This is a genomic window from Thauera sp. 63 (genome assembly GCF_000310165.2).
Classification (GTDB): Bacteria; Pseudomonadota; Gammaproteobacteria; order Burkholderiales; family Rhodocyclaceae; genus Thauera; species Thauera humireducens.
Genome location: NZ_AMXC01000042.1, coordinates 1 through 24,708, shown reverse-complemented (window position 1 = coordinate 24,708; position 24,708 = coordinate 1). Strand labels below are relative to the sequence as shown.

The window sequence follows — 24,708 nt, the reverse complement described above, 5'->3', positions numbered from 1 at the left end:
CGGCACCGCCGCCATCGGCCGGCTCGCGCGGCGCGGCCGCGGCCTGCCGGCGCGGGTGATCCCGGTCGAGGTGTGGAGCGCGGATGCGGTCGGGCTGGACCTGATGCTCGGCAGCCTGGCGCTGGGCGCCTGTCAGGTGGCGGTGCTCGCTGCCGGCAGCCACGACGCTGCGCCGCTGAGGGCGCAGGCCGGGCAGGGGCAGACCATCCTCTCGGCGCTCGGTTACGCCGGCGAACACCTGCGCGTCATCGAGGCCGATGCCGACGACTGGCAGGCGCTGGAGCGCGCGCTGTGGTCGTGGGCGCCCGCCACCGCTGTCGCCGTGCCGGCGCGCTTCCGCCTGCTGCCGAAGAAGCGCGAGACGCTGGAGTTCACACTGCGCCATCTGGTCGAGCACGCCCCCGCGGCGAAGGACGAGGCGGGTCTGCCGGCGGCGATCGCGCTGAAGGCCGGCGCGCCCTTCGGCCAGGTCATCGCGTCCGACGCCTGTACGCTGTGCATGGCCTGTACCGGCGCCTGTCCGGCGAGTGCCTTGCGCGCATCGGGCGACAGCTATCGCCTCGAGTTCGTCGAGAAGAACTGCCTGCAGTGCGGCCTGTGCGTGAGCTCCTGTCCGGAGTCGGCGCTGAGCCTCGAGCCGCGCCTGCTGCTGACGGAAGACGCACGCCGCGCCCGCGCGCTGCGCGAGGCCGACATCTTCCATTGCACCGCCTGCGGCAAGGCGATGGGCGCGACGCCCCTGATCGAAGCCATGATCGCCCGGTTGTCCGGCCATTCCATGTTCGCCACCGAGGCCGAGCGTGCCCGCCTGCGCATGTGTGCCGACTGCCGCGTGATCGACATGATGAAGACCGAACCGGCGGTCAAAGCCTGGGACCTGAGCGAATGAGCGCGCCGATTTCCATCCAGACCCAGCCGACCTGGTCCGAGGAGGACCGCGCCCGCGCCGATCACTACGCGCTGCTGGCGAGGCTGTTTCATGCCGCGCCCGACGCGGTGCTGCTCGACGCGCTGGTGCAGGCCGGCCGTAGCCTGGGCGGCACTGGGGGTGAAAATGAGGGTGCCCTCCCGCAGGCCTGGACCGCGCTCGCGGCGGCCGCATCCAGCCTGTCGTTGCAGGCGGTGCGCGACGAGTTCGATGCGCTCTTCGTCAGCGTGTCCAAGCCGGTCGTGATGATGAACGGCTCCTGGTACATCACCGGCTTCCTGCAGGAAGAGCCGCTGGCCGAACTGCGCGAGGATCTGCTTGAGCTCGGCCTGGGGCGCCGCCAGGGCGTGACCGAGACCGAGGACCACATTTCCGCGCTGGCCGAGGTGATGCGCCACCTGGTGCTGACCGGCCCGGACGAGGCGGGCCTGCTGCGCCAGCAGCGTTTCTTCGGTCGCCACATCGCGCCCTGGTATGCGGACTTTGCGGCCGCGCTGGCGAAGGCGCCGGGCGCGGGTTTTTATGCGAAGGTCGGCGCGCTGCTGCTGGCCTTCATGGACATCGAACGCGAGGCGTTCGACATGCTGGAGGCGTCCGCGCAATGAGCGGCGCCGCACCTTATCGAAGGGGAGAGCGAGGATGAAAGACGACAACACCAAGCTGTCGCGGCGGAATTTCCTGATGGCGGTCGGTGCCAGCGGCGCCGCAGGCGCTGCGGCGCTGGCTGCCACCGCGACCAAGACGGTGCCGGGCGCTGCGCAGGCCGTCGAGACCGCCCGCCGCGAGGAAGCGGACAAGGGCATCAGCGAACACATGCGCAATTACTACCGCAGCGCGCGGGTCTGAGGAGGACGCGACGATGTTGACCAAGAAAAGCAGCGCCGCCACCGGCAGCGCCCGCCGCCTGCGGGGTTCCGCGGCGCGTGCCCTGGGCCAGACCATGGACCGCCGCGCCTTCCTGAAGCGCTCCGGCCTGGGCGTCGGCGCCGGGGCGATCGCCACCCAGTTGCCGTACAACCTCATCGGCGCCGCCGAAGCCGCCGCGCCCGGTGTGTCGCGCGGCGAAGGCAAGGCCGAGGTGCGCCGCACCGTGTGCACCCACTGCTCGGTGGGCTGTGCGACCGACGCCATCGTGCGCAACGGCGTGTGGGTGCATCAGGAGCCGGTGTTCGATTCGCCGATCAACCTCGGCGCGCACTGTGCCAAGGGCGCCTCGCTGCGCGAGCACGGCCACGGCGAGCACCGCCTGAAGTATCCGATGAAGCTGGTCGACGGCAAGTACCAGAAGATCTCGTGGGAACAGGCGCTCAACGAAGTCGGTGACCGCCTGCTGAAGGTCCGCGAGGAATCCGGGCCGGATGCGGTGTACTGGATCGGCTCGTCGAAGCACAGCAACGAGCAGGCCTACCTGCTGCGCAAGTTCGTGTCCTTCTGGGGCACCAACAACTGTGACCACCAGGCGCGCATCTGCCACTCCACCACCGTGGCGGGCGTGGCGAACACCTGGGGTTACGGCGCGATGACGAACTCCTACAACGACATGCAGTTCTCGAAGGCGGCGCTGTACATCGGCTCGAACGCCGCCGAGGCGCATCCGGTGTCGATGCTGCACATGCTGCATGCCAAGGAAAACGGCTGCAAGATGATCGTCGTCGATCCGCGCTTCACGCGCACCGCGGCGAAGGCCGACCAGTACGTGCGCATCCGCTCGGGTACCGACATCCCCTTCATCTGGGGCATGCTGTACCACATCTTCAAGAACGGCTGGGAAGACCAGAAGTACATCGACGACCGCGTCTTCGGCCTGGAGAAGGTCAAGGAAGAGATCATGACCTGGACGCCGGAGCGCGTGCAGGAAGTGACCGGCATCCCCGAGGAGCAGGTGTTCAAGGTCGCCCAGACGCTGGCGATGAACCGGCCCTCGACCGTGGTGTGGTGCATGGGCCAGACCCAGCACACCGTCGGCAACGCCAACGTGCGCGCGATGTGCATCCTGCAGCTGGTGCTGGGCAACGTCGGCGTGTCGGGTGGCGGCACCAACATCTTCCGCGGCCACGACAACGTGCAGGGCGCGACCGACGTCGGCCCCAACCCGGATTCGCTGCCCGGCTACTATGGCCTGGCCGCCGGTTCGTGGAAGCACTGGTGCCGCGTGTGGGGCGTCGATTACGAGTGGGTCAAGGGCCGCTACGCCTCCGAAGAGCTGATGACCAAGTCGGGCATCACCGTGTCGCGCTGGATCGACGGCGTGACCGAGAACAAGGAGCTGATCGACCAGCCGAGCAACCTGCGTGCCGTCGTGTACTGGGGCCATGCGCCCAACTCGCAGACCCGCGGCGCCGAGATGGTCGAGGCGATGAAGCAGCTCGACACCCTGGTGGTGATCGACCCCTATCCGTCGGCGACCGCCTCGATGGCGGCGATGGTGCGCAAGGACGGCGTGTATCTGCTGCCGGCCTGCACCCAGTTCGAGACCACCGGCTCGGCCACGGCGTCGAACCGCTCGATCCAGTGGCGCGAGAAGGTCATCGAGCCGCTGTTCGAGTCCAAGCCCGACCACACCATCATGTACGCCTTCGCCAAGAAGTTCGGCTGGGCGGACGAACTGGTGAAGAACATCAAGCTCGAGAAGGACGCCCAGGGCTGGGACGAGCCGAACATCGAGGACATCCTGCGCGAGATCAACCGCGGCACCTGGACCATCGGCTACAGCGGCCAGTCGCCCGAGCGCCTGAAGCTGCACATGAAGAACATGCACACCTTCGACGTGAAGACGCTGAAGGCGGCCGGCGGCCCGTGCGACGGCGAGTACTTCGGCCTGCCGTGGCCGTGCTACGGCAACCCGGAGCTGAAGCACCCGGGCACGCCCAACCTGTACGACACCTCCAAGCACGTCATGGACGGCGGTGGCAACTTCCGCGCCAACTTCGGCGTGGAGAAGGACGGCGTGTCGCTGCTCGCGGCCGAAGGCTCGGCCTCGAAGGGGGCCGACCTGCAGATGGGCTACCCCGAGTTCGACCACACCCTGCTGAAGAAGCTGGGCTGGTGGGATGAACTGACCGACGCCGAGAAGGCCGAGGCCGAGGGCAAGAACTGGAAGACCGACCTGTCGGGCGGCATCATCCGCGTGGCGATGAAGAACCACGGCTGCCACCCCTTCGGCAACGCCAGGGCGCGCGCGCTGGTGTGGAACTTCCCCGATCCGGTGCCGCTGCACCGCGAGCCGATCTACTCGCCGCGTCCGGATCTGGTCGCCAAGTACCCGACCCACGACGACAAGGCCAAGTTCTGGCGCCTGCCGACGCTGTACAAGTCGCTTCAGGACAAGGTCAAGGACATCTCGAAGGAGTATCCGCTGATCATGACCTCAGGCCGCCTGGTCGAGTACGAGGGTGGCGGCGAGGAAACCCGCTCCAACCCCTGGCTGGCCGAACTGCAGCAGGAGATGTTCGCGGAGGTGAACCCGAAGGACGCCAACGACGCCGGCTTCCGCAACGGCGACTACATCTGGGTCGAATCGCCCACCAAGGCCAGGCTGAAGGTGCGCGCCCAGGTCACGCAGCGCGTGGCGCCGGGCACGGTGTTCCTGCCCTTCCACTTCTCCGGCTGGTGGCAGGGCGAGGACATGCTCAAGTACTACCCCGAGGGCGCGGCACCGATCGTGCGCGGCGAGGCGGTCAACACAGCCACGACCTATGGCTACGACCCGGTGACGATGATGCAGGAAACCAAGACCACCCTGTGCCGCGTGAGCAAAGCGTAAGGGCGAGGAGAAGAAAAGATGGGACGCATGAAATTTCTCTGTGACGCCGAGCGCTGCATCGAATGCAACGGCTGCGTCACCGCGTGCAAGAACGAGCACGAGGTGCCCTGGGGCGTGAACCGCCGCCGAGTGGTGACCATGAACGACGGCGTGCCGGGCGAGCGCTCGATCTCGGTCGCGTGCATGCACTGTTCGGACGCGCCGTGCATGGCGGTGTGCCCGACCAACTGCTTCTACAAGACCGAAGAAGGCGTGGTGCTGCACGACAAGGACCAGTGCATCGGCTGCGGCTACTGCTTCTACGCCTGTCCGTTCGGCGCGCCGCAGTTCCCGAACGGCCCGGCGGCCTTCGGTGCGCGCGGCAAGATGGACAAGTGCACCTTCTGCGCCGGCGGTCCGGAAGAGACTGGCTCGCAGGCCGAGTACGAGAAGTACGGCTCCAACCGCCTGGCCCAGGGCAAGCTGCCGCTGTGTGCCGAGATGTGCTCGACCAAGGCGCTGCTGGCGGGTGACGCCAACGTGGTGGCCGACATCTTCCGCGAGCGCGTGCTGCGCCGCGGCGGCGGCACCGATGCCTGGGGCTGGCAGACCGCCTATGGCGGCGGCGAGCAGAAGCGCGAACAGAAACGCGAGCGGGAGGGCCAGAAATGAGCACGCCGACCATGAAGCTGTTGCGTACCGCCGCGCTGGGCGGCGTCCTGGCGCTGGGCCTGTCGGCCTGCGGCGAGACGTCGCAGGTGCCGGTGTACGAGGACGGCAAGTACTCCGGCAAGGCCGACACCCGGCCGTGGGAGAGCGCCGAGTTCAAGGGTGACAAGGCTGCCTGGGAGGCTGCGCTGAAGAACCGTGCGCGCGGCCAGAACGAGTACAACCGCGGCGATTGAGGAGAGCACCATGAAGGCATTCTTCATGCGACGGCCGGGCGGTGCGCTGTTCGCCGTGCTGCTGCTCGTGCTGACCCTGCTCGCATCGGCGCCGCCGGCGCGTGCGGACGATCACGCGCACACCGGCAGCACGGCCGCCGACCAGGCCGAGCGGCAGCAGGAGCGTCCCGGCAACAACGCGCCGGTCTGGCGCGCGGTGCGTTCGGGCGAGGCGCACTTCACCACCGTGCGTGGTCCCGAGACCGGCGTGCTGATCCAGGCCGAAGGCAACACCTGGCGCCATCTGCGCAACGGTCCCATCACCGTGTATGGCGGCGCGCTGCTCATCGTCATGGCCTCCGCCATCACGCTGTTCTGGCTGGTGAAGGGCACGATGAAGCTGCACGGCGCGCGCACCGGCCGCAGGATGAAGCGCTTTTCCGGCTTCGAGCGCTTCGTGCACTGGGGCACGGCCATCAGCTTCCTGCTGCTGGCGGTCACCGGGGTGGCGATCCTGTTCGGCAAGCACGTGCTGGCACCGATCTTCGGTGCGGACTTCCTCGCGCTGCTGCTGACCGCGGGCAAGCTGATCCACAACTACGTGGGGCCGGTGTTCGGCGTGTTCCTGGTGCTGATGATCCTGACCTTCCTGCGCGACAACGTGTGGCAGGCCTGCGATGCGATCTGGATCCGCCGCGCCGGCGGGCTGCTGGGCGGCGACCACGTGCCTTCGAGCCGCTTCAACTTCGGCGAGAAGACGTGGTTCTGGCTGGGCGTGACCGTCCTCGGGCTGGCGGTGGCGATTTCCGGGCTGGTCCTGGATTTCCCGAACTACGGCTGGACCCGCGGCGAGATGCAGATCGCCAACGTCGTGCATGCGGTCGGTGCCATTGTGCTGCTGGCCCTGTCCTTCGGCCACATCTACATGGGCACGGTCGGCGTCGAAGGCGCCTACGAGTCGATGAAGACCGGCTACGTGGACGAGACCTGGGCCAAGGAGCACCACGAGATCTGGTACGAGGACGTCAAGGCGGGCAAGTCGGGCCGCCCCTGAGCGCTCACGGCCACAGCCCTTTCCCGGTTCGGGCACCTCCCTCCCTCAACGCCCGGACCTTTCAACCCCGTCCTGCCCTGGTGGCGGACGGGGTTTTCTTTTGTGTCCGGCTCGCCCCGCGGCCGGCGGTACAATGCGGGCCGTACTGTGCAAGGAGCCCGCGATGGCCGAAGCGTTCTTTTCCCCCTGTCCTCGCGGACTGGAAACCCTGCTGGCCGATGAACTGCGCTCGTTCGGCGCGTCGGGCATCCAGACCCTGCATGGCGGAGTGGCCTGGCAAGGCGACTGGGCAGCCTGCCATCGCGCGAACCTCGAGAGCCGGCTGGCGACGCGGGTGATGTGGCGGGTGGCGCAGGGGCGCTACCGTGCCGAGGTCGACATCTACAAGCTGGCCTACAGCGTGACCTGGGCGAAGTGGTTCACGCCCGACGACACGATCCGCATCTACGTGACGGCGCAGAAGTCGCCGCTGAAGAGCCTGGAATTCATCACGCTGCGGGTGAAGGACGCGGTTTGCGATCACTTCCGCACGGTGAGCGGCAAGCGCCCCAGCGTCGATACGGCGAACCCGGCGGTGCGCATCCACCTGTTCCTGACGGCGGACACCGCGACCCTCTACATCGACACCTCGGGCGAACCGCTCTACAAGCGCGGCTTCAAGCCGGCCGCCGTCGAGGCGCCGCTGAAGGAGAACCTGGCGGCGGGCATCCTGCGCCTGTCGGGCTGGCAGCCGGACGAGGTGCTGCTCGACCCGATGTGCGGCAGCGGCACCTTCCTGATCGAGGCGGCGATGATGGCGCTGGACATTGCGCCCGGGCTGGGGCGGCGCTTCGGCTTCGAGAAGTTCCGCCACCACGACCGCGCCGGCTGGGCGGCGGTGCGCAAGGCGGCCGAGAACCGTCGGCAGGCGCCGCGCCGGCTCGCGATCCATGGCTCGGACATCGTCGGCGAGTGGGTGCGGCGCAGCCGGGTGAATCTCGAGGCAGGCGGGCTGGCCGACTGCGTGACGCTGGAGCGCGCGGACCTGCTCGAGCGCGTGCCGCCCGCGGCGGAAGGCGTGATGGTGACGAATCCGCCCTACGGGGTGCGCATCGGCGAGGCCGAGGAGCTGGCCGCGCTCTATCCGAAGCTGGGCGACGCGCTCAAGCAGCGCTGGGGTGGCTGGCGCTGCTACTTCTTCACTGCGGACGCCAATCTGCCCAAGCTCATCGGCCTGAAGGCGAGCAAGCGCACGCCGCTGTTCAACGGCGCGCTGGAATGCCGCCTGTACGAATACCGCATGGTGGCCGGCAGCAACCGGCGTAAGGAGCGCGGGGAAACCGCCGGCGACTGAGTTTGCCAACTGAGCGTGGCAAATGAGTCCGGCGGCTTCGCCTTGCAGCGCGATCAGACGATGCCGAGGTTCTCGGTGCCGCTGCTGAGATCGCGCTCGCCCAGCTTGCTGTGCAGCTTGATCTGCAGGCGCAGGTCGTTGATCGAGTCGGCGTTGCGCAGCGCGTCCTCATACGAGATCTTCTGCGCCTCGTAGAGGTCGAACAGCGCCTGGTCGAAGGTCTGCATGCCCAGTTCGCGCGAGCGCTTCATGATCTCCTTGATCTCGGGCACGTTGCCCTTGAAGATCAGGTCGGAGATCAGCGGCGAATTGAGCATCACCTCGACGGCCGGCACCCGGCCCTTGCGGTCCTTCAGTGGCAGCAGGCGCTGCGAGACCATGGCGCGCAGGTTCAGCGACAGGTCCATCAGCAGCTGCTGGCGGCGTTCCTCGGGGAAGAAGTTGATGATGCGGTCGATGGCCTGGTTGGCGCTGTTGGCGTGCAGTGTCGCGAGGCACAGGTGGCCGGTTTCGGCGAAGGCGATCGCGTAGTCCATCGTCTCGCGGTCGCGGATCTCGCCCATCAGGATCACGTCCGGTGCCTGGCGCAGGGTGTTCTTCAGCGCCGCTTCCCACGAGTCGGTGTCGATGCCGATCTCGCGTTGCGAAACGATGCAGTTCTTGTGCGCATGCACGAACTCGATCGGGTCCTCGACCGTGATGATGTGGCCGTAGCTGTTCTCGTTGCGGTAATCGACCATCGACGCCAGCGAGGTCGTCTTGCCGGTGCCGGTGCCGCCGACGAATATCACCAGCCCGCGCTTGCTCATCGCGATGTCGGTCAGCACGGGCGGCAGGCCGAGCTCATCGAATTTCGGGATGCGCTGCGGGATGGTCCGCAACACCAGCCCGACCTTGCCCTGCTGTACGAAGGCATTGGCGCGGAAGCGGCCGATGCCGGCCGGCGAGATGCCGAAGTTGCATTCCTTGCTGGCTTCGAATTCGGCAGCCTGGCGGTCGTTCATGATCGCGCGGGCCAGTTCGGCCGTGTGCTGCGGTTGCAGCGCCTGGTTGGACTGCGGCGTGATGCGGCCGTCCACCTTCACGGCCGGCGGAAAGCCCGCGGTGATGAAGAGGTCGGAGCCGTTCTTCTGCAGCATCAGCCGCAGCAGGTCGTGCATGAACTTGAGTGCCTGGTCGCGTTCCATTGGTCTTGCTCCTGCGGGCGGGGCCTCGCGGCCCCTTGTGCGTGTCCGGTGCTTGCGTCGCGTGCGTGCGCGACCCTGGGATCAAACGGCGAAGTTGTCCTTGTTCTGCGCGCGGAGCTTCGCCTCGGCGGCCGAGACCACGTTGCGGCGCACGAGGTCGGCGAGGCACTGGTCCAGCGTCTGCATGCCGACATTCTGGCCGGTCTGGATCGCCGAATACATCTGCGCGATCTTGTTCTCGCGGATCAGGTTGCGGATGGCGGGGGTGCCGATCATGATCTCGTGCGCGGCCACGCGGCCCGCACCGTCCTTGGTCTTGAGCAGGGTCTGCGAGATCACCGCGCGCAGCGATTCGGACAGCATCGAGCGCACCATGTCCTTTTCCGCCGCGGGGAAGACGTCGACGATACGGTCGATGGTCTTGGCGGCGGACGAGGTGTGCAGCGTGCCGAACACGAGGTGGCCGGTTTCCGCCGCGGTCAGCGCCAGGCGGATGGTCTCCAGGTCGCGCATTTCGCCCACCAGGATCACGTCCGGGTCCTCGCGCAAGGAGGCGCGCAGCGCGTTGTTGAAGGACATGGTGTCGCGGTGCACCTCGCGCTGGTTGATCAGGCAGCGCTTGGATTCATGCACGAATTCGATCGGGTCCTCGACGGTGAGGATGTGGCCGTACTCGTTCTCGTTGACGTAGTCGATCATCGCCGCGAGCGTGGTCGATTTGCCGGAGCCGGTCGGGCCGGTAACCAGTACGATGCCGCGCGGCTGGTTGGCGATCTCCTTGAAGATCTTCGGGCAGTTCAGCTCTTCGAGCGTCAGCACCTTGGACGGAATGGTCCGGAACACGGCGCCGGCGCCGCGGTTCTGGTTGAACGCGTTTACACGGAAGCGGGCGAGGTTGGGAACCGCGAACGAGAAATCGCACTCCCAGGTTTCCTCGAACTGCTTGCGCTGCCCGTCGTTCATGATGTCGTACACCATGGCATGCACTTCCTTGTGCTCCATGGGCGGCAGGTTGATGCGGCGCACGTCGCCATGCACACGGATCATGGGCGGCAGGCCCGCCGAAAGGTGAAGGTCGGAAGCCTTGTTCTTGACGGCGAAGGCGAGGAGTTCGGTGATGTCCATCGGATCCCTTTGACGAGCGGGTGCGAAAAGAACGCAGATGCCCGGATGTTATACTTTTCGCGGCCTTTGCCAGAGGAAAAAGACCACGGACATGATGACAATTTCGGACCGGCTGCAGGCCGTTCGGGCCCGGGTGGCCGCCGCTGCCGTGGCGGCCGGGCGTGCGCCCGAAGAGGTGACCCTGCTTGCCGTCAGCAAGACCTGGCCGGCCGCCGCCGTGCGCGAGGCCGCCGCTGCGGGGCAGCAGGCCTTCGGCGAGAACTACGTGCAGGAGGGCGTCGACAAGATCGATGCGCTGCGCGAACTCGGTCTCGAGTGGCACTTCATCGGCCCGCTGCAAAGCAACAAGACCCGGCAGGTCGCAAGCGCTTTCGACTGGGTGCACAGCATCGACCGGCTGAAGATCGCCGAGCGCCTGTCGGCGCAGCGCGACGTGCATCTGCCGCCGCTCAATGTCTGCATCCAGGTCAATGTCAGCGGCGAAGACAGCAAGAGCGGCGTCGCTCCGGACGAAGTCGCCGCGCTCGCGCACGCCGTCGCGGACTTGCCACGTTTGCGGCTGCGCGGCCTGATGTGCATTCCCGAACCGACCGGGGATCTCGCCCTGCTGCGCGCGCGCTTTGCCGTGCTGCGCACGCTGCAGGCGGAACTGATCGCCGCGGGCCTTGCGCTCGACACGCTGTCGATGGGCATGTCGCACGACATCGAGCCCGCCATCGCCGAAGGCGCCACGATCGTGCGTGTCGGCACGGCGATTTTCGGCGAGCGCACGCGCCCGGAAGAATCCCACTGAGACCGTCCGCGTGGCACGGTCTCGCAATCCATACGAGAACACAGGCATGAAGATTACTTTCCTCGGCGGCGGCAACATGGCGGCTGCGCTGATTGGTGGCATGGTCGAGCGCGGTTTCGCGGCGACGGACATCCAGGTCATCGAACTGGGCGCAGAGGCGCGCGCAAGCCTGAGCCAGCGTTTCGGCGTGCGGGCGGTGGAGGCGGTGGACGACCTGGCGCTGGGCTGCGACGCGCTGGTGCTGGCGGTGAAGCCGCAGCAGATGAAGGCAGCGCTGGCGCCGATCGCCGGCCGCCTCGGCGGCCAGCTCGTGATCAGCATCGCCGCCGGACTGCGCCTGGCCGACCTCGGACGCTGGCTGGGCAGCGCCGGCGCGCCCTACACCCGCCTGGTGCGCTGCATGCCCAACACGCCGGCACTGATCGGTGCTGGGGTGACGGGCCTGTTCGCCGACCCGAGCGTCGACGCGGCCGGCCGCGAGGCCGCGCAACGCATCCTGGCTGCCGTGGGCAGCACGGTGTGGGCCGAGACCGAGGCGCAGATGGACGCGGTCACGGCGATCTCCGGCAGCGGGCCGGCCTACGTGTTCCACTTCATCGAGGCGCTGGAGGCCGCGGGGCGTGCGCTGGGCTTCGACGAGGCGGGTGCGCGCCGGCTGGCGATCGACACTGTGCTCGGCGCGGCGAAGCTCGCCGCCGGTTCCGAGGATTCCCCTGCGGTGCTGCGGCAGAAGGTGACGTCGAAGGGCGGCACCACCGAAGCCGCGCTCGGCAGCCTGGCCGCATCGGGCTGGCACGATGCGCTGGTCAGCGCGGTGAAGGCGGCCGAAATGCGCGGGCGCGAGCTCGGTGCCGAGCTGGGCAGGGACTGATCCGCCATGCTGACCAACATCCTGCTGCTGATCCTGAGTACCGCGGGCGGCTTCCTGACGCTGATGCTGCTGGCGCGCTTCTACATGCAGTGGCAGCGCATTTCCTTCCGCAACCAGATCGGGCAGTTCGTCGTCACGACGACCGACTGGATCGTGCGCCCGCTGCGCCGCTTCATCCCCGGCCTGTTCGGGCTGGACATGGCGAGCCTGCTGCCGGCCTGGCTGGTTCAGGTGTTGCTGGTGCTGTTCGAGCTGAGCCTGCGCGGCGCGGTGTTCAGTGGCAACGCCGGCGCGGTGCTGCTGGGGCTGTGGGGCGTGGGCCTGATCGAGCTGATGCGCATGATGGTGTATCTGGTGTTCGCCGTCGTGCTCGGTTCCGCGGTGCTGTCGTGGGTGAGCCCGCATGCGCCGCTCGCGCCGCTGCTGCATTCGCTCGCCACGCCCTTCCTGCGTCCCTTCCGCCGCATCGTGCCGACCATCGCCAACGTCGACCTGTCGCCGCTGGTGCTGCTGCTGGTGCTGCAGATCGTGCTGATGGTGCTCGGCGGCATCCGCAACAGCTTCGCGCCGCTGCTGTTCGGCGCCTGATCGGCGCCTGACTCGCAGCATTCCCAATGAAGAAGGGCGGCCGTCTGGCCGCCCTTTCCTTTTTCTGCAATCGCTGACGATCTTGCCGCCAGCGTCCCGGACTCAGCGCCCCTCGTACATCACCTGCCCTTCGACCAGGGTGTAGCGGACCTGGCCGGGCAGTTCCATGCCGAGGAAGGGTGTGTTCTTGCCCTGGCTCCTGAGGCTGTCGCGGGTGACGGCGACGTGGGCGTCCGGGTCGAACACGCAGACGTCGGCACGTGCGCCCACCGACAGGTGGCCGGCCTTGGTGATGCCGACGATCCGCGCGGCATCGGACGTGATGCGGGCCAGCCCGTCGAGCAGCGACAGGCCGGCGCGCCCGGCCCATTTCAGCGTCAGCGGCAGCAGCAGCTCGAGGCCGGTGGCGCCGGGCTCGGATTCCGAGAAGGGGGCCTGCTTGCCGTCGTCGTCCACCGGGGTGTGGTCGGAGCACAGGGCGTTGATCCGGCCCTCGGCCAGCCCCCTGCACAGCGCCTCGCGGTCGCGCTGGCTGCGCAGCGGCGGGATCAGGTGGCAGTTGGGGTTGAAGTAGCCGATGTCCATGTCGCACAGGTGCACATGGTTGATCGACACGTCGCAGGTGACGTCCATGCCTTCGGCCCGGGCCTGCTCGATCAGCGCGAGGCCGGCTGCGGACGACAGGCGGGTGATGTGCAGGCGTGCGCCGGTGATCTTGGCCAGTTCCAGGTAGGTGTACAGCGCCACCGTTTCGGCCGCGACCGGAATGCCGGCCAGGCCCATGCGGGTGGCGACCTCGCCGTCGTGGGCATTGCCGCCGCGGGCGAGGAAGGGCGCGATCGGCTGCAGCCAGACGCGGAAACCGAAGGTGGCGGCGTACTGCAGCGCACGCATCAGCACGCCGTTGTCGACGATCGGCACGTTGGCCTGCGAGAAGGCGACGCAGCCGGCTTCGACCAGTTCGGCCATCTCCGACAGGCGCTCGCCCTTGAGGCCGATGGTGAGCGCGCCGACCGGATAGATGTGGGCGCGGTTCAGCTTCTTCGCGCGGTAGGTCAGCATCTCGACCAGGCCGGGCTCGTCGAGCGCGGGGTCGGTGTCGGGCGGGATGGCGAGGCTGGTGACGCCGCCGGCCATCGCCGCTTCCATCTCGGATTCGAGCGTGGCGCGGTATTCGAAGCCGGGCTCGCGCAGGCGCGCGGCGAGGTCGATGAAGCCGGGGGCGACGACCAGGCCGCTGGCGTCGATATTGCGGTCCGCGTGGAAACCGTCCGGGGCGGAGCCCAGTGCGACGATCTTGCCGCCGGCGACGTAGACGTTCTGCACCGCGTCGGTGCGATTGGCCGGATCGACGACGCGGCCGTTGGAAATCAGGATGTTCATGCGTGAATCCTTGTGCCTGTGCTGTCCGGGGCTCAGTGGCTGCCCAGCATGCTCATCACCGCCATGCGTACGGCGATGCCGAAGGTGACCTGGGGCAGGATGACCGCCTGTGCGCCGTCGGCCACCGCCGAGTCGATCTCGACGCCGCGGTTCATCGGGCCGGGGTGCATGACGATGGCGTCGGGCTTGGCCAGCGCCAGCTTCTCGGCGGTGAGGCCCCAGATCTTGTAGTACTCCTGCGGCGTGGGCAGCAGCGCGCCGTTCATGCGCTCGTTCTGCAGGCGCAGCATCATCACCACGTCCACGCCCTTGAGGCCTTCGCGCATGTCGTGGAACACCCGCACGCCAAGCTTCTCGACCTCGGTCGGCAGCAGGGTCTTGGGACCGATGACGCGCACCTCGGGCACGCCCAGCGTGGTCAGCGCGGCGATCTGGCTGCGCGCCACGCGCGAATGCAGCACGTCGCCGACGATCGCCACCGTCAGGTTGGTGAAGTCCTGCTTGAAGTGACGGATCGTGTACATGTCCAGCAGGCCCTGCGTCGGATGCGCATGGCGGCCGTCGCCGGCGTTGACCACGTGGATGTGGTCGCGCCCGGTGTTCTGCAGATGCTGGGCGATCAGCATCGGCGCGCCGCTCGCGGCGTGGCGCACGACGAACATGTCGGCCTGCATCGCGCACAGGTTGTCGACCGTGTCGAGCAGGCTCTCGCCCTTGGCGGCCGAGCTGGTGTTGATGTTGAGGTTCACCACGTCGGCCGACAGGCGTTTGGCGGCGATCTCGAAGGTGGTGCGGGTGCGCGTCGAGTTCTCGAAGAACAGGTTGAACACGCTCTTGCCGCGCAGCAGCGGCAGCTTCTTGACCTCGCGCTCGGCCACCTCGGTGAAGGGCGCGGCGGTGTCGAGGATGGCGGTGAGGATGTCGCGCGGCAGACCGTCTAGCGTGAGCAGGTGCTGCAGTTCGCCGTGCTGGTTGAGCTGGGGGTTGCGCATCGGGCGTGCCTCGGAGTCAGCGAGTGGGCAGAAAAAGGTGGGTCGGGGTCATGCGGCGGGCCTGCCGTGCGTCAGGCGCGCTGCGTCAGCTTCAGCGTGAAGCCGCCGGCGGCGTCGCGCTGCAGTTCGAGGCTCTGGTCGTGCGGCAGGGCCTCGGGCAGGGTGTGGGCGCAGTAGCGCGCGGCGATCGGCAGCTCGCGGCTGCCGCGGTCGACCAATACCGCCAGCTCCACCGCGGCCGGGCGACCGAAGTCGAACAGCTCGTTGAGCGCGGCGCGGGTGGTGCGACCGGTGTAGAGCACGTCGTCCACCAGGATCACATGTGCGCCATCGACGTTGAACGGGATCTCGGTCTTCTGCGGCTTGGCGTGCAGGCCCTTGCTGCCGTAGTCGTCGCGGTAGAAGGACACGTCGATCGCGCCCAGCGGCGGCTGGATGCCAAGCTCCTTGTGCAGGCGCTCGGCCAGCCACAGGCCGCCGGTGTAGATGCCGACCAGTGCGGTGGCGGGCGTGACGTGGGGACGGATCTGTTCGGCGAGCTGCCGGCACAGCGCTTCGGCATCAAGTTGATTCATGGCGGCGGGCGTCCAGGAAGGTTTGCAGGATGATCTGGGCGGCGGCGGCATCGAGCACCGCCTTGCGCTCGCGCCAGCCCTTGAGGCTGGCGGTGGAAAGTTCGGATTCGGCCGCGACCGAGGACAGGCGTTCGTCGGCGGCAAACACCGGCAGCCCGAAGCGGCCGTGCAGCTGGTTGGCGAAGCGGCGGCAGCGCGTGGTGAGCTCGTGCTCGCTACCGTCGAGGTGGGTGGGGATGCCCACCACCAGCGCCACCGGACGCCATTCGGCGATCAGCCGGGCAATGGCCTTGAAGCGGGCGTCGTTCGATTCGTCGTGCAGCGTGACCAGCGCGTTGGCCTGGCCGGTCTCGAGTTCGCCGGTGGCGACGCCGACGCGCGCCAGGCCGAAATCGAAACCGAGCAGGGTGCCGCGCGCGGGCAGGGCGGCCTGGGGGCGGGCGGCGGCGGGTGCCGCGTCAGGCATGCCCGGCGACCTCGCTGAGGTTGGCGAAGTCCACGCCGAGCTTCTGCATTGCGGCGGCCAGGCGCTCCTCGGGGGGCAGGTCGAAGACGATCGCCATGTCGGCCGGCACGGTCAGCCAGGCGTTGTCCATCAGTTCCTGCTCGAGCTGGCCCGCGGCCCAGCCGGCATAGCCGAGCGTGACGAGCACGTCCTTGGGTTCGCCGTGGGCGCCGATGGCCTGCAGCACGTCGCGGCTGCTGGTGAGCCCGACGTCTTCGCTGACCTTCAGCGTCGAATGCCAGTCGCCCACCGGCCGGTGCAGCACGAAGCCGCGATCGGTCTGTACCGGGCCGCCGAAATACACCGGCTGGGCCTCGAAGCCCTGGGCTTCGAGCGGCACCTCGATGCGTTCGAACAGCGCGGCCAGCGTCATGTCGATCGGGCGGTTCACGATGATGCCGAGCGCGCCCTGTTCGTTGTGCTCGGCGATATAGGTCAGCGTGCGCACGAAATGAGGATCGGCCATGTTGGGCATGGCGATCAGGAAGTGATGCGTGAAGTTGGCCGTAGGTGTTTCCATGCGCGACATTTTACGCCGATCGCCGGGGTTCTTGGCGCCGGCCCCGCGCGCCTGCGGATGCGTCATAATGCGCCCACTTTGTCCAGGACAAAACGATGCCCTCCGCCCTCGTCTGCTTCCGCCGCGACCTGCGCAGTTTTGACCACGCCGCGCTCCATCATGCGCTGCGTTTCGCCACGCGCGTGCATTGCGCCTTCATCTTCGATACCGCCATCCTCGATGCGCTGCCCTCGCGTCGTGACCGCCGCGTCGAGTTCATCCACGCCAGCGTGGCCGAGCTCGACGCGGCGCTCGATGCGATGGCCCGGGCGGCGGGCGCGCCGGGTGCCGGAATCATCGTGCGCCATGGCCGCGCGGAGGACGAGATCCCGCGCCTCGCGCGCGAGCTGGGCGTCGACAAGGTCTTCGCCAACCGTGACTACGAGCCCGATGCGATCGTGCGCGACAGCCGCGTGGCGCAGGCGCTGGCCGGGGAGGGCATCGGCTACGCGGACTTCAAGGACCAGGTGATCTTCGAGCGCGACGAGGTACTGACCCAGGCGGGCAAGCCCTTCAGCGTGTTCACGCCCTACAAGAACGCGTGGCTGAAAGCGGTCGATGCCTTCCAGCTCAAGTCCTACCCGGTCGACAGATACGCTGCACATCTCGCCCCCAAGCCGGCGGGCGAGACCCTGCCCAGCCTGGCTGACATCGGCTTCGAGCCGACCAATCTGGCCGAACTGCAGATGCCGGTGGGCATGCGCGGCGGCAGGCGCCTGTTCGAGGACTTCGCCGCGCGTATCGACCGCTACAAGCGCGCGCGCGACTTTCCGGCGGTGAAGGGCGTCAGTTACCTGTCGACGCACCTGCGCTTCGGCACCGTGTCGATCCGCCAGCTCGCCGCCCATGCCCGCGCGCACGGTGGCGAGGGGGCGGAGACCTGGCTGTCGGAACTGATCTGGCGCGACTTCTACCACCAGATCCTGTGGCACCACCCGCAGGTGGTCGAACACGCCTTCCGGCCCGAGTACGACGCGGTGAAGTGGGACGATGCCCCGGAACTTTTCGCCGCCTGGTGCGAGGCGCGCACCGGCTACCCCATCGTGGACGCCGCGATGCGCCAGCTGAACCAGACCGGCTGGATGCACAACCGCTTGCGCATGATCGTCGCCTCCTTCCTGACCAAGGACCTGGGCATCGACTGGCGACTGGGCGAGCGCTACTTCGCCGTGCATCTGAACGACTACGACCTTGCCGCCAACAATGGCGGCTGGCAGTGGGCAGCCTCCACTGGCTGCGACGCGCAGCCCTACTTCCGCATCTTCAATCCGGTGACGCAGTCGGAGAAGTTCGACCCCGAAGGGCGCTTCATCCGCCGCTACCTGCCCGAGCTGGCGCGGGTGCCGGACAAGTTCATCCATGCGCCGTGGACCATGGGCGGCATCGACCAGACCGCGTGCCGGACCAGGATCGGCGTTGATTACCCGGGCCCGGTCGTGGATCACGCGGCGGCGCGCGAACGCACCCTGCAGCGCTTCGGGGTGCTCAAGGACTGAGCGCCCGCCCGCCGCGCGAATGCGGGACAATTCCGTCTGATTTCACGACCGGAATGTTCCCATGAGCGACGCTGCCGCCTTCGACTTCGACCGCATCATCGACCGCCGCAGTCTGCCGAGCGAGAAATGGGGCCGCTATGCGGGCCGCGACGTGCTGCCCCTGTGGGTGGCGGACATGGATTTCGCGGCGCCGCCGGCGGTCATCGAGGCCCTGCACCGACGTATCGACCACGGCGTGTTCGGCTACACCGACGCCTGGCCTTCGCTGGTGGAGGCCGTGGTCGAGGGCCTGCGGCGCGACCACGGCTGGTCGATCGAGGCCGACTGGCTGGTGTGGCTGCCCGGCGTGGTGACGGGTTTCAACCTCGCATGCTCGGTCGCCGGCGAAGCGGGGGACGGCATCGTCACCGCCGCGCCGGTGTATCCGCCCTTCCTGTCCGCACCCGGCAACACCGGTCGTGTGCTGCAGCGCTGCGATCTGGTGCTGGCCGATGGTCGCTGGCAATGGGATTGGGACGCGCTCGAGCGGACGGCGGATGCGCGCAGCCGGATGCTGCTGCTGTGCTCGCCGCACAACCCGGTGGGGCGCGTGTTCGACGAGACGGAGTTGCGGCGGCTGGCGGAGTTCGCGGCGCGCCACGACCTGCTGATCTGCTCCGATGAGATCCACTGTGGCCTGGTGCTCGACGAGGACAGGCCGCATCGCCCGATCGCCGCGCTGGACGAAGCGGTGGCGAAGCGCACGATCACGCTGATGGCGCCGTCCAAGACCTGGAACATTCCCGCGCTGTACTGCGCGTTCGCCGTCATTCCCGATGCCGCACTGCGCCGCCGCTACCGCCACGCCATGCGCGGACTGATCCCGCATGTGAATGTGCTCGGCATGGTGGCGACGGAGGCCGCGTACCGCGACGGCGGTCCCTGGCGTGCAGCGCTGCTCGACTACCTGCGCGGCAACCGTGCGCGCGTGCTCGAGGCGGTGGCGGCGATGCCCGGACTGGCGGCGACGCCGCCCGAGGCCACCTACCTGGCGTGGATCGACTGCCGCGGCATGATGGCGGCGCGCGGCATCGAGGAGCCGGCGGCCTTCTTCGAGGCGGCCGGCGTCGGCCTGTCGGATGGACGCTACTTCGGCGCGCCGGGCTGGCTGCGGCTCAACTTCGGTTGTCCGCGGGCGACGCTGGACGAGGCGCTCGCGCGCATGGCGGCAGCCCTGTTCGCCTGACACCGGTGGCCTGAAACGGGCGTCCTGCAGCAAGACGCCCCGGCCCGCCTGCGTGAGGCGGAAACCGGGGCGTCTGGCGCGATACGGCTCAGACCGTGGTGGTCTCGGCCCGGGTGTAGCCCGCCAGCAGGGCCAGCAGCTCCTCTTCCTGATAGGGCTTGCCGAGATAGTGGTTGGCGCCCACTTCCTCCGCGTAGCGGCGGTGCTTGTCCGCCAGACGCGAGGTGATCATGATCACCGGCACCTGGCGCGTACGCGCATCAGCGCGGATGTTGCGGACGAGGTCGAAGCCGTCCATGCGCGGCATCTCGATGTCCGACAGCACCACGTCGGGCACGATGTCGACCAGTTGCTCCAGCGCATCCACGCCGTCCTTGGCGGTGATGACGCGGTAGCCCTCGCGCTCGAGCAGGCGGCCGGTGATGCGGCGCACCGTCAGCGAATCGTCGACCACCATGACCGTCGGCTGATGCACCGCCACCGGCGGCGCTTCGGCGACGATGCGCGCCTCGTCCGCTTCAGCGCCGGTGTCGAGGCTGCGGCTGGCAAGGGCGACCGGGTTCAGGATCAGCGCGATTTCGCCGTCGGCGAGCACCGTGGCGCCGGTCATGCCGACGATGCGGGTGAGCTGCGGTCCGGCGTTCTTGACCACGATTTCCTGGTTGCCGCGCATGCTGTCCACATGCAGCGCCAGCGTCTGCGCACCGGCACGCAGCAACAGCAGCCAGTTGTAGCGCTGCTCTTCGGGCAGGCTCTGGCGGTCGCCCAGCAGGCGCGGCAGGTAGCGGTAGGCATAGTGCTGGCCCTGCCATTCGATGCCGCGCTCGTCCTGCACGCGCTTGAGCGCATCGGGCTTGAGCTCCATCGCCTGGGCCACCATGTTCGACGGAATCGCCCAGTTGCGTCCGCTGGCTTTCACCAGCAGGGCCTGCGTCACCGCGAGCGTCAGGGGCAGGTAGATGCGGAAGTTCGTCCCCTGGCCGGCCGTGCTGGCGACGTCGATGCGCCCGCCCAGCGACGCGGTCTGCGCCTTCACCACGTCCATGCCCACGCCACGGCCGGACACGGCCGACAGCTGGCCGGCGGTACTGAAGCCGGACAGGAAGATCAGGTTGGTCAGTCGCTTGGTGTCCGGATGTTCGTCCGGCCCGATCAGCCCGTTCCTGCGCGCCCGCTCGGCAATGCGCTCGAAATCGAGGCCACTGCCATCGTCCTGCAGGTCGATGGCGATTTCGTTGCCTTCCTGCGTGACGGTCAGCACGATCTGGCCGGTTTCGGGCTTGCCCGCGGCCGCGCGCTCGGCCGGGCTCTCGATGCCATGCGCCACCGCGTTCCGCAGCAGGTGTTCGAGCGGTGCGGCCATCTGTTCCAGCACGCTGCGGTCGATCTCGATGCGGCCGCCGCGCAGGTCGAGGCTGGCGCGCTTGCCGAGCTCCTTCGCGCTCTGGCGCACGACGCGATACAGGCGATCGGCTAGGCTGTCGAAAGGCAGCATGCGCACACGCATCAGTCCCTGCTGCAGCTCGCGGGTGGTGCGGCCCTGGCCGTTCAGGGCGAGGTCGGCGCCGTCCAGGTTGTGCAGCAGGGTCTGCTGCACTGTGGTCACGTCGTTCACGCTCTCGGCCATCATCCGCGTGAGTTCCTGGAGTCGCGTGTAGCGGTCCATCTCGAGCGGATCGAACTCGGCGTGATGCGATTCGGCCTGGGCGATGCGGGACTGCATCTGCACTTCGGCCTGGATCTCGACCTCGCGCAGCTGGTTGCGCAGGCGGATCACGTTTTCGGTCAGGTCGAGCAGCGAGCGGCGCAGCGTGCGCAGCTCGCCCTCGATGCGGGTGCGGGCGATGCCGATCTCGCCGGCCTCGTTGACGAAGCGGTCGACCTGTTCGGCGCGCACGCGCAGCGTCGCCGAAGCGATCGCTTCGCCTTCGGCCGCCGTCTCGCCGGTGACCGTAGCCACCGGCGCTGCAGCACCGGGGGCGGCGGCGCTCTCGACAGGGGCGGCCTTGCCGGCGTCGGCGCCAGCACTGGGCAGGCCCACCAGACCATCGATCATCTGTTCGCACAGGTCGAGACCGAAGGCGAGGTCTTCGAACAGCGTGCCGGGGCCGGCCTTGTCTGCCAGCCCGTCTTCCAGCCGGGATTCGAGCTGGTGGAGGTGGCTGCCCAGCGCCATCGCGCCGGCCATGCGCGCGCTGCCCTTGAGCGAGTGCAGCTGGCGTGCAATGGTCGTCGGGTACTGCGTCCCGTCCGGTGCGGCGTGCCAGGCGCGTACCGCGGCGTGCAGCTGGCCCATGAGTTCGGCCGCTTCCTCAAGGAAGATCGGCAGCAGCTGGGCATCGATCTCGTCCTGCGGAACGGGCTGCAGCGCGGCTGCAGAAGTGCTTGGCGCTGCTGCTGCCTGCTCGACGGCTCCGGCGGTGTCGTCGACAGCCGGCATTTCGGCGAACGCCTCTTCTGGCGTGGCAGGTATCGGGCTGGCCGCCGGCACGTGGCAGCTTGCATTGAGCTCGGCCACCAGCGTGCCCGAAGCCTCTGGAACCTCCTTCAGCGCAACCTGGGCCAGCATGCCTTGCAGGGCAGCCTGTGCCTTGTGCAGCACCGAGAGTTCGTCGCGCTGGGGTGCCCGCCCCTGCTCGCGCAGGCGCTCGATTGCATGCTCGAGGGCACGACCCAGTTCGTGCGGTGCGTTGAAGCCGGTGGTGCCCGAGATGCCCGCGAGCGTATGCGCGGCGCGCATTGCCGATTCCGTTGGCTGCGCGTCGGCGTGCCGGGCGAGGCGCTCGAAGTCTTGCGCGAGGGTGGCGAGGTGCTGGCGCGCCTCGGACTGGTAGAGCTCGTACAGGGCCGGCGAGATCTCGATGTCGCCGATGCGCACGGTCACGGGGGCGGCTGGCGGCGCGGCTGCACGCTGCGCTTCGCCTTGAGCGGACGGCGCGAGTTCCTCCGCGGCGGATTCCGGCGTCGTCTCGCGTTCGACGATCGTTTCCGGCGCGTTCCAGGCTTCGGGCTCGATCGCGGGCTCCGCTTCGGCTTCGGCTTCGGCTTCGGCTTCGGCTTCGGTTTCGGTTTCGGCGACGGTTTCGGCGGCACCCGGCAGGGCCTCGGGCTGGAGCGCCTCGATCTCCAGCGCCTCGAGCTGTTCGAGGTCTTCCTCGGCCAACGCGAGCGTTACGGCGGCGGAGCGTTGGACTTCGGAGGTCTCCGGCACCTCGCCTTCGATCGACTCGCTCGCCGCCGCGCCCGGTTCGGCGGTGGCCGATGCCTCTTCAGCCACGACAAGTTCCGGGAGGGCGCCGAAGTCGATCTCGTCGACGCCGGCGCTTTCCTGCCCGGACACCGGTTGCGCCTCTTGCTCGCCCAGGAAGGACGCGTCCAGTTCGAGCAGGGTTTCGTCGTACAGCGGCAGGATCTCGCCGGTCTCGGACAGGTCCAGATTGGGGAACTCCGGCCATGCCTTGTCGGCGCCGCGCTCTTCGGCAGCCGTCTCAGGCTGCGTCGCGGGGGTGACTTCGCCCGGTTCCAGGCTTGCGGCGTCACTGCTGCGCAGGCGCTCGGCCTCGTTCAGCACCGCGCTCGGGTCGGGTTGTCCGCATCCGGTCTGCAGATGCTCGACCCAGGCGGAGAAGACCTGGTGTGCGGCATCGACAAGGTGCAGCAGCGCCGGGGTGACGGGCCATTCGAGCTGCAGCCAGCGGTTCAGGGTCTGTTCCAACCCCCATGCAGCCTCACCGAGGACGCTGAGTCCGACCATGCGGCCACTGCCCTTGAGGGTGTGGAAACCGCGGCGGATGGTGGTCAGATGCTCGCCGTCGTGTGGCGGCGTGCGTGCAAGCTCGAGCTGCTCGCGAATCGTAGCGAGGACTTCGGTGGCCTCCTCGATGAAGATCTCCAGAAGCTCGGCGTCGATCTCGGCGTCGCTTTCCGGCAGGACGGGCGCTGCCGCAGGCACCTGCGCCGCGGGCTGGGCTGAGACCGCTTCCTCGACGGCGAGGTCCTCGAGCTCTTCCAGATCTTCCAGTTCTTCGACGAACAGCGCTTCGGCTGGCGCAACCGGTTCCGTCGTTGGCGTTGCCGCGACCTCGGGTGTGGCTGGCGCGACTTCGGCAGGGGGGGGCGGCACCTTCGGTTCCGGCTCGGCAACGGCCTGGGGCGGGGGTTCGAACACGGGCGCAAACTCGGATTCGGACTCGGGTTCGACGTCTTCGGCCTCGGTGCGGCGGCGTTCGGGATGCAGGAAGTCCTCGAGCGTTGCGCCGCCCAGCGGCAGGGCGTCGAGGTAGAAACCCAGGGCGGACAACTGGTGCGCCAGGGTTTCGAATTCCGCAGGATTCGCCTCGTTCGGTGCGCTGGCGAGGCTGGCGATGCGGGTCGCGGCGTCGCGCACCAGGGTCAGCGCTTCGGTTTCGCCGAGCATGCTCAGCGCGCCCACCACCTGCTGCAGCGGCTGGTGCAACTGCGCGAGCGACTCATGCTTGTTCTGGTTGCGGAAGTAGTCGTCCAGGGTCTGCTCGACCTGCGCCAGGCTCGACCGCATCTCGCGGCAGAGCTGGGCGATCGCGTCCTTCTCCTGGCTCTCGCGGGCATGCAGCAGACCGTGTCCGGCCGTTTCCGCAGGCGGCAGTTCGCCGCGCTGCAGCGCCTCCAGGCGCGCGAGGCGCAGGCTCATCTGTTCGGCAAGCGCGCCGTCGGTGAAGCGCTGTCCGAAGTCGCCTTCGAGCAGCAGCAGGGCGGACGCGACTTCGAGCGCGATGGCGTCCGTGTGCTTCAAGGGGTCGCGGCGCAGCCACTGGGCGAGGTCGCTCAGCCCGGCGACGAGCTGCAGGGTCGCCGGGCGCGCGAGCGCGGCGCAGGCCTGGGTCAGCGCCTTCATGTGCTCGTCGAAGCGGCCGAGCGCGACCGCCGTGCCTTCGCAGAAGGCGTCCCACTGTTCGCGCGCAGGCGTGAGCATCTGCTGCAGGTTCTGCAGCAGGGGGGCCAGCGGCATGTCGCTGACGCGGGCGCCGGCTGCGGGCATCAGTGCATCGAGCTGCCAGCAGGCGCGGACTTCGTGCTGGTGCGCGGTACGTGCCGGACGGCCGGCCACTTGGTAGAGAATGTCGCGCAACAGGCGGTCGGGCGCGGAGGGGGCGCCTTTGAGCAAGCGGCGGAACTGGGCATCGATCTGGGTACACAGGCGCTTGACGCCGATGTCGTTGATCAGGCTGCCGTCGAGGAGGGCATCGTAGAAGGCCAGTGCGGCCCACCACAGGCTGCGAGTGCTTGCGGAGGCCTGTACCGACTCGACCTCGGCGATGGCCTCGCGCATCGCGGCCGCGCCGGCGGCATGGCCGCGCAGCCATTCGAGCAGGCCGCGCTCGAAACGCGTCCGGGCCTGGCGCAGGATGGCCTGGGCGGTGGCGGGGTCGTGCGCCGCCGCGGCGCGTCGCGGCGGGCGGCGCGACAGGTCGGGATAGAAGAGGTCCGCG

21 protein-coding genes are annotated in these 24,708 nt (G+C 68.4%); 13 read left to right on the top strand and 8 right to left on the bottom strand.

Features of this window, described 5'->3' with window-relative positions; all coding sequences use genetic code 11:
• From C664_RS18505 to C664_RS18470, 8 genes are all read left to right on the top strand, one after another.
• Positions 1-889 (top strand): 4Fe-4S dicluster domain-containing protein (locus tag C664_RS18505; protein WP_004292198.1); only part of this gene is annotated, 889 nt, incomplete at its 5' end.
• Positions 886-1,533: a TorD/DmsD family molecular chaperone gene (locus tag C664_RS18500; RefSeq protein ID WP_004292197.1), complete on the top strand. Its 648-nt coding sequence runs from the start codon at positions 886-888 to the stop codon at positions 1,531-1,533. The genes C664_RS18505 and C664_RS18500, both read left to right, overlap by 4 nt.
• Positions 1,534-1,567: 34 nt before the next feature.
• Positions 1,568-1,774 carry a hypothetical protein gene (locus C664_RS18495; protein WP_004292196.1) on the top strand — a complete coding sequence of 69 codons (207 nt, stop codon included), beginning with the start codon at positions 1,568-1,570 and terminating at the stop codon, positions 1,772-1,774.
• Between the two features lie 13 nt (positions 1,775-1,787).
• Positions 1,788-4,691, top strand: coding sequence for a formate dehydrogenase subunit alpha (locus tag C664_RS18490; protein ID WP_004292195.1), 2,904 nt, complete (start codon positions 1,788-1,790; stop codon positions 4,689-4,691).
• A gap of 18 nt (positions 4,692-4,709) precedes the next feature.
• Positions 4,710-5,342: a formate dehydrogenase FDH3 subunit beta gene (gene fdh3B, locus C664_RS18485; protein ID WP_004292194.1), complete on the top strand. Its 633-nt coding sequence runs from the start codon at positions 4,710-4,712 to the stop codon at positions 5,340-5,342.
• Positions 5,339-5,575 carry a hypothetical protein gene (locus C664_RS18480; RefSeq protein WP_004292193.1) on the top strand — a complete coding sequence of 79 codons (237 nt, stop codon included), beginning with the start codon at positions 5,339-5,341 and terminating at the stop codon, positions 5,573-5,575. The genes fdh3B and C664_RS18480 overlap by 4 nt, the downstream gene beginning before the upstream one ends.
• Positions 5,576-5,585: 10 nt before the next feature.
• Positions 5,586-6,608, top strand: a complete 1,023-nt coding sequence (locus C664_RS18475) for a formate dehydrogenase subunit gamma (RefSeq protein WP_004292192.1) — start codon at positions 5,586-5,588, stop codon at positions 6,606-6,608.
• Between the two features lie 163 nt (positions 6,609-6,771).
• Positions 6,772-7,941 carry a THUMP domain-containing class I SAM-dependent RNA methyltransferase gene (locus tag C664_RS18470; RefSeq protein WP_004292191.1) on the top strand — a complete coding sequence of 390 codons (1,170 nt, stop codon included), beginning with the start codon at positions 6,772-6,774 and terminating at the stop codon, positions 7,939-7,941.
• A 53-nt stretch (positions 7,942-7,994) separates the two neighbouring features.
• Here C664_RS18470 and C664_RS18465 read toward each other — a convergent pair whose 3' ends face one another.
• Both C664_RS18465 and C664_RS18460 read right to left on the bottom strand, forming a co-directional pair.
• Positions 7,995-9,128 carry a PilT/PilU family type 4a pilus ATPase gene (locus C664_RS18465; protein WP_004292190.1) on the bottom strand — a complete coding sequence of 378 codons (1,134 nt, stop codon included), beginning with the start codon at positions 9,126-9,128 and terminating at the stop codon, positions 7,995-7,997.
• An 81-nt stretch (positions 9,129-9,209) separates the two neighbouring features.
• Positions 9,210-10,253: a type IV pilus twitching motility protein PilT gene (locus tag C664_RS18460; RefSeq protein WP_038012416.1), complete on the bottom strand. Its 1,044-nt coding sequence runs from the start codon at positions 10,251-10,253 to the stop codon at positions 9,210-9,212.
• A 91-nt stretch (positions 10,254-10,344) separates the two neighbouring features.
• Between C664_RS18460 and C664_RS18455 the strand changes: the two genes are divergently transcribed.
• From C664_RS18455 to C664_RS18445, 3 genes are read left to right on the top strand one after another with little or no spacing between them, the layout of a single operon-like run.
• A complete protein-coding gene (locus C664_RS18455) occupies positions 10,345-11,046 on the top strand; it encodes a YggS family pyridoxal phosphate-dependent enzyme (protein WP_038012414.1) in 702 nt (233 codons plus the stop codon).
• 46 nt (positions 11,047-11,092) lie between these two features.
• Positions 11,093-11,917 carry a pyrroline-5-carboxylate reductase gene (gene proC / locus C664_RS18450; protein WP_004292188.1) on the top strand — a complete coding sequence of 275 codons (825 nt, stop codon included), beginning with the start codon at positions 11,093-11,095 and terminating at the stop codon, positions 11,915-11,917.
• Between the two features lie 6 nt (positions 11,918-11,923).
• Entirely contained in the window at positions 11,924-12,505 is a 582-nt protein-coding gene (locus C664_RS18445) for a YggT family protein (RefSeq protein ID WP_004292187.1), read from the top strand.
• 102 nt (positions 12,506-12,607) lie between these two features.
• On the opposite strand, the gene C664_RS18440 is transcribed toward C664_RS18445, so the two are convergent.
• The 5 genes from C664_RS18440 to C664_RS18420 all read right to left on the bottom strand — a co-directional run bounded on the left by C664_RS18440 (position 12,608) and on the right by C664_RS18420 (position 16,489).
• On the bottom strand, positions 12,608-13,888 hold the full coding sequence (locus C664_RS18440; protein WP_004292186.1) for a dihydroorotase: 1,281 nt from the start codon (positions 13,886-13,888) through the stop codon (positions 12,608-12,610).
• A 32-nt stretch (positions 13,889-13,920) separates the two neighbouring features.
• Positions 13,921-14,880, bottom strand: coding sequence for an aspartate carbamoyltransferase catalytic subunit (locus tag C664_RS18435; protein ID WP_004292185.1), 960 nt, complete (start codon positions 14,878-14,880; stop codon positions 13,921-13,923).
• Between the two features lie 71 nt (positions 14,881-14,951).
• A complete protein-coding gene (gene pyrR / locus C664_RS18430) occupies positions 14,952-15,455 on the bottom strand; it encodes a bifunctional pyr operon transcriptional regulator/uracil phosphoribosyltransferase PyrR (RefSeq protein WP_004292184.1) in 504 nt (167 codons plus the stop codon).
• The gene (gene ruvX, locus C664_RS18425) at positions 15,442-15,921 is read right to left on the bottom strand and encodes a Holliday junction resolvase RuvX (RefSeq protein ID WP_004292183.1); all 480 of its coding nucleotides are present in this window, start codon (positions 15,919-15,921) and stop codon (positions 15,442-15,444) included. Before ruvX ends, pyrR begins: the two co-directional genes overlap by 14 nt.
• Entirely contained in the window at positions 15,914-16,489 is a 576-nt protein-coding gene (locus C664_RS18420) for a YqgE/AlgH family protein (protein WP_038012421.1), read from the bottom strand. Before C664_RS18420 ends, ruvX begins: the two co-directional genes overlap by 8 nt.
• Positions 16,490-16,575: 86 nt before the next feature.
• Between C664_RS18420 and C664_RS18415 the strand changes: the two genes are divergently transcribed.
• Both C664_RS18415 and C664_RS18410 read left to right on the top strand, forming a co-directional pair.
• Positions 16,576-18,015: a cryptochrome/photolyase family protein gene (locus C664_RS18415; protein ID WP_004292181.1), complete on the top strand. Its 1,440-nt coding sequence runs from the start codon at positions 16,576-16,578 to the stop codon at positions 18,013-18,015.
• Between the two features lie 61 nt (positions 18,016-18,076).
• Complete coding sequence (locus tag C664_RS18410; RefSeq protein ID WP_004292180.1) at positions 18,077-19,240, top strand: MalY/PatB family protein; 1,164 nt, start codon at positions 18,077-18,079, stop codon at positions 19,238-19,240.
• Positions 19,241-19,328: 88 nt separating this feature from the next.
• On the opposite strand, the gene C664_RS18405 is transcribed toward C664_RS18410, so the two are convergent.
• On the bottom strand, positions 19,329-24,708 hold a 5,380-nt coding region (locus tag C664_RS18405; protein WP_004292179.1), incomplete at its 5' end, for a hybrid sensor histidine kinase/response regulator.

Bases quoted from the DNA above. Each gene is read 5' to 3' on its own strand.
- C664_RS18500 (WP_004292197.1), top strand. From the start codon at position 886: ATGAGCGCGCCGATTTCCATCCAGACCCAGCCGACCTGGTCCGAGGAG.
- C664_RS18495 (WP_004292196.1), top strand. From the start codon at position 1,568: ATGAAAGACGACAACACCAAGCTGTCGCGGCGGAATTTCCTGATGGCG.
- C664_RS18490 (WP_004292195.1), top strand. From the start codon at position 1,788: ATGTTGACCAAGAAAAGCAGCGCCGCCACCGGCAGCGCCCGCCGCCTG.
- fdh3B (WP_004292194.1), top strand. From the start codon at position 4,710: ATGGGACGCATGAAATTTCTCTGTGACGCCGAGCGCTGCATCGAATGC.
- C664_RS18480 (WP_004292193.1), top strand. From the start codon at position 5,339: ATGAGCACGCCGACCATGAAGCTGTTGCGTACCGCCGCGCTGGGCGGC.
- C664_RS18475 (WP_004292192.1), top strand. From the start codon at position 5,586: ATGAAGGCATTCTTCATGCGACGGCCGGGCGGTGCGCTGTTCGCCGTG.
- C664_RS18470 (WP_004292191.1), top strand. From the start codon at position 6,772: ATGGCCGAAGCGTTCTTTTCCCCCTGTCCTCGCGGACTGGAAACCCTG.
- C664_RS18465 (WP_004292190.1), bottom strand. From the start codon at position 9,128: ATGGAACGCGACCAGGCACTCAAGTTCATGCACGACCTGCTGCGGCTG.
- C664_RS18460 (WP_038012416.1), bottom strand. From the start codon at position 10,253: ATGGACATCACCGAACTCCTCGCCTTCGCCGTCAAGAACAAGGCTTCC.
- C664_RS18455 (WP_038012414.1), top strand. From the start codon at position 10,345: ATGATGACAATTTCGGACCGGCTGCAGGCCGTTCGGGCCCGGGTGGCC.
- proC (WP_004292188.1), top strand. From the start codon at position 11,093: ATGAAGATTACTTTCCTCGGCGGCGGCAACATGGCGGCTGCGCTGATT.
- C664_RS18445 (WP_004292187.1), top strand. From the start codon at position 11,924: ATGCTGACCAACATCCTGCTGCTGATCCTGAGTACCGCGGGCGGCTTC.
- C664_RS18440 (WP_004292186.1), bottom strand. From the start codon at position 13,888: ATGAACATCCTGATTTCCAACGGCCGCGTCGTCGATCCGGCCAATCGC.
- C664_RS18435 (WP_004292185.1), bottom strand. From the start codon at position 14,880: ATGCGCAACCCCCAGCTCAACCAGCACGGCGAACTGCAGCACCTGCTC.
- pyrR (WP_004292184.1), bottom strand. From the start codon at position 15,455: ATGAATCAACTTGATGCCGAAGCGCTGTGCCGGCAGCTCGCCGAACAG.
- ruvX (WP_004292183.1), bottom strand. From the start codon at position 15,921: ATGCCTGACGCGGCACCCGCCGCCGCCCGCCCCCAGGCCGCCCTGCCC.
- C664_RS18420 (WP_038012421.1), bottom strand. From the start codon at position 16,489: ATGTCGCGCATGGAAACACCTACGGCCAACTTCACGCATCACTTCCTG.
- C664_RS18415 (WP_004292181.1), top strand. From the start codon at position 16,576: ATGCCCTCCGCCCTCGTCTGCTTCCGCCGCGACCTGCGCAGTTTTGAC.
- C664_RS18410 (WP_004292180.1), top strand. From the start codon at position 18,077: ATGAGCGACGCTGCCGCCTTCGACTTCGACCGCATCATCGACCGCCGC.